Below are 5,249 nucleotides of genomic sequence, written 5' to 3'. Positions count from 1 at the left end.
GCTGGGGGCAGGCGGCGGCGCTGGCCGCGGTGGCCTGCACGCTGCGGATCTCGGGGCTGTTCCTGATCGCCGCGCTCGGCATCATGGTGCTCAGCCAGGCCAGGCGGCGGTTCCGGCAGAAGCTGGTCGACGCGGCCTGGCTGCTGGTGCCGGTGGTGGTGCTCGGGCTGTACACGCTCTTCCTGCACCAGCAGACCGGCTCCTGGACGGCTTGGTACTCCGCGCAGGGGGCCGGCTGGCAGCGGAACCTGTCCTGGCCATGGGACGCGCTGCAGGTCACCCTCGACCTGACCGCCGAGTCCCGCTGGCCCGGGCGTCCGGAGGTGCCGGTGATGTTCCGGCTGGAGATCGTCTCGGTGGCGCTGGGCTACCTGACGGCGATCTGGTGCCTGGCCAGGCGCCGCTGGGCCGAGTTCACCTGGGTCTTCGTCAACGTGGTCGCGCTGAGCTGTTCCGGCTGGTTCATGTCGGTCAACCGCGCGGTGCTGCTGTGGTTCCCGCTGTTCGCGCTGACCGCCACCGTGCTGACCTGGCGGCCGGCCGGTGCCGGTGCCCGCGCCGCCTGGCGGGCGTTCAAGCTCGTCCTGCTGCTGGTCGACCTGGCGGCCATCGTCTGGTGGGCCTGGCTGTTCGGCACCGGCCGCTGGGCGTCCTGACCCGGCGCTACTCCAGCCCGGCCAGCACCCCCGGGCCGGTGACCGAACGGGACGCCGCGGCGATCGCCCGTTGCAGCGAGACGGTGAAGTCGAGTCCGTGCGCCAGGTGGGCTGCCAGCGCTCCGTGCAGCACGTCGCCGGCGCCGGTGGTGTCGACCACGTCCACCTTCGGGACGCCGAAGTCGCGGGTCTGGTCGCCGATCACGGCCTGTACCGGTCGTGACCCTCGAGTGCGGGCCACCCGTGGGATGCCGTAGCCGACCAGGTCGGCCAGCGCGTCCTGTGGGCGGTGCCCCGGCAGCGCGAAGTCGTCCGACACCACCGCGATGTCCAGGCGGGGCAGCAGCATCGGCAACCCCGGCTTCCAGGAGCCACCATCGAGCAGGTGGATCGGCACCGGCTGGGACGCCAGCGCGACCGAGGCGTCCATCAGGTGCCCGTCATGCAGCACCACCTCGGCGCCGTCGATGACCTGTGTTGACGGCAGGTCGGCCCCCGCCAGGGCGGCGGTGTTGCGGGACACCACCGACCGGGCGCCATCGGGGGTGACCAGGATCGTCGAGACCGGCAACTGGTGCCCGGCGGGGGCCAGGTCGACCACCTCGATGCCGGTCAGCCGCGACCGCACGAGCCCGGCCAGGTCGGAGTCACCGATCGCGGTGACCAGCCGGGTCTGGCAGTCCAGCCGGGACGCCACCCGGGCCGCGTTCGCGGCTGGCCCGCCGACGTCGTACCAGAACCGGGTGGAGACGATCTTCTGGTTGGGTTCCGGCAGCGCGTCCACCGCCTGCACGATGTCGAGGGTGGTCAGGCCGACACAGACAACCAGGGGCGCCATGGGCCAATGGTAGGGGCGCCGACCGGTTCACCGGGGTCAGCGGCGGCGACCTGCTCGCGCCGCAACCGCGCGGCGGCGGCGATCGACGAACCTGGTACGGACAGCTCGGCCTCGCTGCCGCAGTACGGGTGGACCAGCGCCTCCGTTGCGTCGGTTCGCGACACGAGTCAGGCGTCCCGCTGCGGTAGCCTCGATGGTATCGACTCGGCGGAGTCGGCAAGGAGGTTCGGCGATGTCGCCAGCCAAGTGGACTGACGAAGTCATCTGGTACGCGGTCTACCCGCTCGGCATGGTCGGGGCGCCGACCAGCGACTCCGATGTGCAGCTGCCGACCAACCGGTTGGCGCGGATCGAGGCCTGGCTCGACCACCTGGTCATCCTGGGCTGCAACGGGCTGCTGCTCGGGCCGATCTTCGCGTCGCACACCCACGGCTACGACACCCTCGACCACTTCCGGATCGACGTGCGGCTGGGCACCGAGGACGACTTCGACCGGCTGGTGCAGGCCTGCCGGCAGCGCGGCATCCGCATCATGCTGGACGGGGTGTTCAACCACGTCTCCAGCGAGCACCCGGCGCTGGTCGCGGCGCTGGCCGACCAGCAGGCAGCTACCTCCGGCTGGTTCCACATCGACTACTCCACCGACCCGCCGATCCGGCTCAACTTCGAGGGCAGCGACGACCTGGTCCGGCTGAACCACGGCAACGCCGAGGTCATCAACCTGATCTGTGAGGTGATGCTGCACTGGCTGGGCCGCGGCATCGACGGTTGGCGACTGGACGCCGCCTACGCGGTCCCCGCCGAGGCCTGGGCGCAGATCCTGCCGCGGGTGCGGGCGGAGTACCCCGAGGCGCTGTTCGTCGGCGAGGTGATCCACGCCGACCTGGCCGAGGTCGCCGCCTCGACGCTGGAGTCGATCACCGCCTACGAGCTGTGGAAGGCCACCTGGAGCTCGATCAGCGACCGCAACTTCTTCGAACTGGACTGGACGCTGGGCCGGCACGACCAGTTGCTGGCCGCGATCCGGCCGCTGACCTTCGTCAGCAACCACGACGTGACCCGGATCGTCAGCCAGGTGGGCCCCGAGGGAGCGGTGCTAGCGACCGTGGTGCTGGCCACCGCCGGCGGCATGCCGGCCATCTACTACGGGGACGAGGGCGGGCTGCCTGGGGTGAAGTACGAGCGGGCGGGCGGCGACGCGGAGGTGCGTCCCGAGATGCCGGCCGATCCGGTGGAGTGGCAGATGCCCCAGCCGGAGCTGTGGAACCTGCACCGCGGGTTGATCGCGCTGCGTCGCCAGCACCCCTGGCTGGTGGACGCCCGGCACAGTGCCGTGGAACTGGCGGCCGACCGGTACCGCTACCGGCTGTCCACCGGGCCGCACTGGATCGAGGTGGAACTCGACCTCACCGATGGCTACCGGGCCGAGATCAGCGACGACTCCGGGGTGCTGTTCGGATACGGGGTAGCGTCGGCGCAGTGAGCCAGGACTACGATCCCCGGGCCGTCCCGATCAGCCACGCCGCCACGGTGATGCTGGTGGACGATCGGCCCGACCTGCACGTACTGATGGTGCGCCGAACCTCCCGGCTGGCGTTCGCCGCCGACGCCTGGGTCTTCCCCGGCGGCCGGGTCGACCCCGGCGACCAACAGTCCGAACTGGAGCGGCTGTGCGTCGGGGGTGTCGGACGCCGAGGCGTCGGAGATCCTGGGTGTGCCGCGGGGCGGGCTGGCCTGGTGGCTGGCCGCCTGCCGGGAGACGCTGGAGGAGGCCGGTCTGTTGTTGCTGGCCGGCGACCCGCCGGCCGGCTTCGACCTGGCCGAGTTCCGGCGCCGGGTCCGGGCCGACGAGTCGGTCTTCCCCGACCTGCTGATCGAGCTCGGCCTGACCCTCGACGTGAGCGCCATCGAGGAGGTGGCCAGGTTCATCACCCCGCTGGGCCCACCGCGGCGCTTCGACACGCGCTTCTTCCTGGCCCGCACCCCCGCCGACCAGGAACCCGAACACGACGCCGGCGAGATCGTCGACTGGGAGTGGGTGCGGCCGGCGGACGCGCTGGCCCGGCTGCGGGAAGGCCGGATGCGGATGATCGCGCCGACGGTGCGGATGGTGTCCTGCCTGGCCCGCTACGCCACCGCCGACGAAGCCCTCGCGGTGGCCCGGCGCCGGCTGCCCTACCACCGGGCACGGGTTGGTGACCCGACCGGCGACTACCGGGTGCTGCTGCCGGGTGAGGACGGCTACCAGCAGGCCTCGCTCGACTTCGAGCAGGGCTGGGTGCGGCTTTGGGACCCACGCGCGACCGATGGCGAGCCGGCGCTGCCGTCCCCGCCCTGGTGACGCCGCGACGCGTGCCGGGCCGAGGTGAGCCCGTGGCCGTGGATACTGGATCATTGCGGAGGATGGGTCAGCGACTATGCCGCGCGTTCCTCCGCGTTCGTGAATGGGGCGCTGCTGTTCCTGCGCGCAAGCCCTACTCGATCGCGTCCACGTTGACGTGCCGAAACCGGAATCGGGGGCCTGCACCATGTGTTGAGGGGGTGGGCTGAAGGTCTGGGCAGTCCAACCCGGCGCTGCCGTCGCCGCCCTGGTGAACCCGACGCCACGCGTCGGGCCGAGGTGAGCCCGTGGCCGTGGATGCTGCGGAGGATCGCGCAGCGTAGTCGGTCCCTCATCTTCCGCAGTGACACAGCGAGGGGTCCGCGAGCGTGGTTGCGGCCATGGGCGGGGCGCCGCCCCGATCGGCCGCCCCGCACTGGAGAACCCGACGCCGTGCCCCGCCCGAGGTGCTTTGCGCTACTGGACGCGCGGCCCGCGGCCAGGTGGTGGGATGAGTGCATGACGAAGGAGATCTTCTGCGCGTTCGGTGTTGACGTCGATGCGGTCGGCGGCTGGCTCGGTTCCTACGGCGGCGAGGACTCGCCGGGAGACATCTCCCGTGGCATCTTCACCGGCGAGATCGGGGTGCCCCGGCTGGTGAAGTTGTTCACCCGGCTCGGGCTGCCATCCACCTGGTCCGTGCCGGCCCACTCGGCCGAGACCTTCCCCGATGAGATCAGGATGGTGGCCGACGCCGGCTTCGAGATCGGTGCGCACGGCTACTCGCACGAGAACCCCGTCGACATGACCGACCAGCAGGAACGCGACGTGATGGAGAAGTCAGTCGAGGTGCTGGCGAAGATCATCGGCCACAACCCCAACGGATACACCGCCCCCTGGTGGGAGCTGTCGCACCGCACCCCGACGCTGCTGCAGGAGTTCAGCTTCTCCTACGACCACTCCTAGCAGCACCTCGACTTCGTGCCCTACTACGCCCGGGTCGGTGAATCCTGGAGCCGGATCGACTACTCGGGGCCGGCGGCCGACTGGATGAAGCCGCTCGAGAAGGGTGGGTCGGTGGACATCGTCGAAATCGCGGCCAACTGGTATGTGGACGACCTGCCGCCGATGATGTTCATCAAGTCCAGCCCGAACAGCCACGGCTTCGTGAACCCGCGCGATATCGAGCAGATGTGGCGCGACCAGTTCGACTGGGTTTACCGCGAACTCGACTACGCCACCTTCCCGATCACGATCCACCCCGACGTCGCGGGCCGCCCGCAGGTGCTGCTGATGCTGGAACGGCTGATCGAGCACATCAGCGGGCACGACGGCGTGCAGTGGGTGACCTTCAACCAGATCGCCGACGACTTCCGGCGCCGCTACCCGTACGAGTCGGCCGAACGCCCGGCCGCCTGGTGAGTCAGGCCTGATC

Annotated in this window: 5 protein-coding genes and 1 pseudogene; 5 read left to right on the top strand and 1 reads right to left on the bottom strand. The window is 70.6% G+C overall.

Annotated elements, in window-relative coordinates:
- Positions 1-656, top strand: a pseudogene (locus tag WBL05_RS06125) (hypothetical protein); the annotation flags it as partial.
- 7 nt (positions 657-663) lie between these two features.
- On the opposite strand, the gene WBL05_RS06120 reads toward WBL05_RS06125, so the two are convergent.
- Positions 664-1,494: a carbohydrate kinase family protein gene (locus WBL05_RS06120; protein ID WP_424224477.1), complete on the bottom strand. Its 831-nt coding sequence runs from the start codon at positions 1,492-1,494 to the stop codon at positions 664-666.
- 232 nt (positions 1,495-1,726) lie between these two features.
- On the opposite strand from WBL05_RS06120, the gene WBL05_RS06115 reads away from it, so the two are divergent.
- The 4 genes from WBL05_RS06115 to WBL05_RS06100 all read left to right on the top strand — a co-directional run bounded on the left by WBL05_RS06115 (position 1,727) and on the right by WBL05_RS06100 (position 5,236).
- The gene (locus WBL05_RS06115) at positions 1,727-2,977 is read left to right on the top strand and encodes an alpha-amylase family glycosyl hydrolase (protein ID WP_424224475.1); all 1,251 of its coding nucleotides are present in this window, start codon (positions 1,727-1,729) and stop codon (positions 2,975-2,977) included.
- 198 nt (positions 2,978-3,175) lie between these two features.
- The gene (locus tag WBL05_RS06110; protein WP_424224473.1) at positions 3,176-3,835 is read left to right on the top strand and encodes an NUDIX domain-containing protein; all 660 of its coding nucleotides are present in this window, start codon (positions 3,176-3,178) and stop codon (positions 3,833-3,835) included.
- A 498-nt stretch (positions 3,836-4,333) separates the two neighbouring features.
- Positions 4,334-4,780: a polysaccharide deacetylase family protein gene (locus WBL05_RS06105; protein ID WP_424224471.1), complete on the top strand. Its 447-nt coding sequence runs from the start codon at positions 4,334-4,336 to the stop codon at positions 4,778-4,780.
- A gap of 15 nt (positions 4,781-4,795) precedes the next feature.
- The gene (locus WBL05_RS06100; RefSeq protein WP_424224469.1) at positions 4,796-5,236 is read left to right on the top strand and encodes a hypothetical protein; all 441 of its coding nucleotides are present in this window, start codon (positions 4,796-4,798) and stop codon (positions 5,234-5,236) included.
- The last annotated feature ends 13 nt before the right edge of the window (positions 5,237-5,249 follow it).

This window comes from Brooklawnia sp., assembly GCF_049651565.1.
Classification (GTDB): Bacteria; Actinomycetota; Actinomycetes; order Propionibacteriales; family Propionibacteriaceae; genus Brooklawnia.
This window is presented reverse-complemented; position numbering and strand designations above follow the sequence as displayed.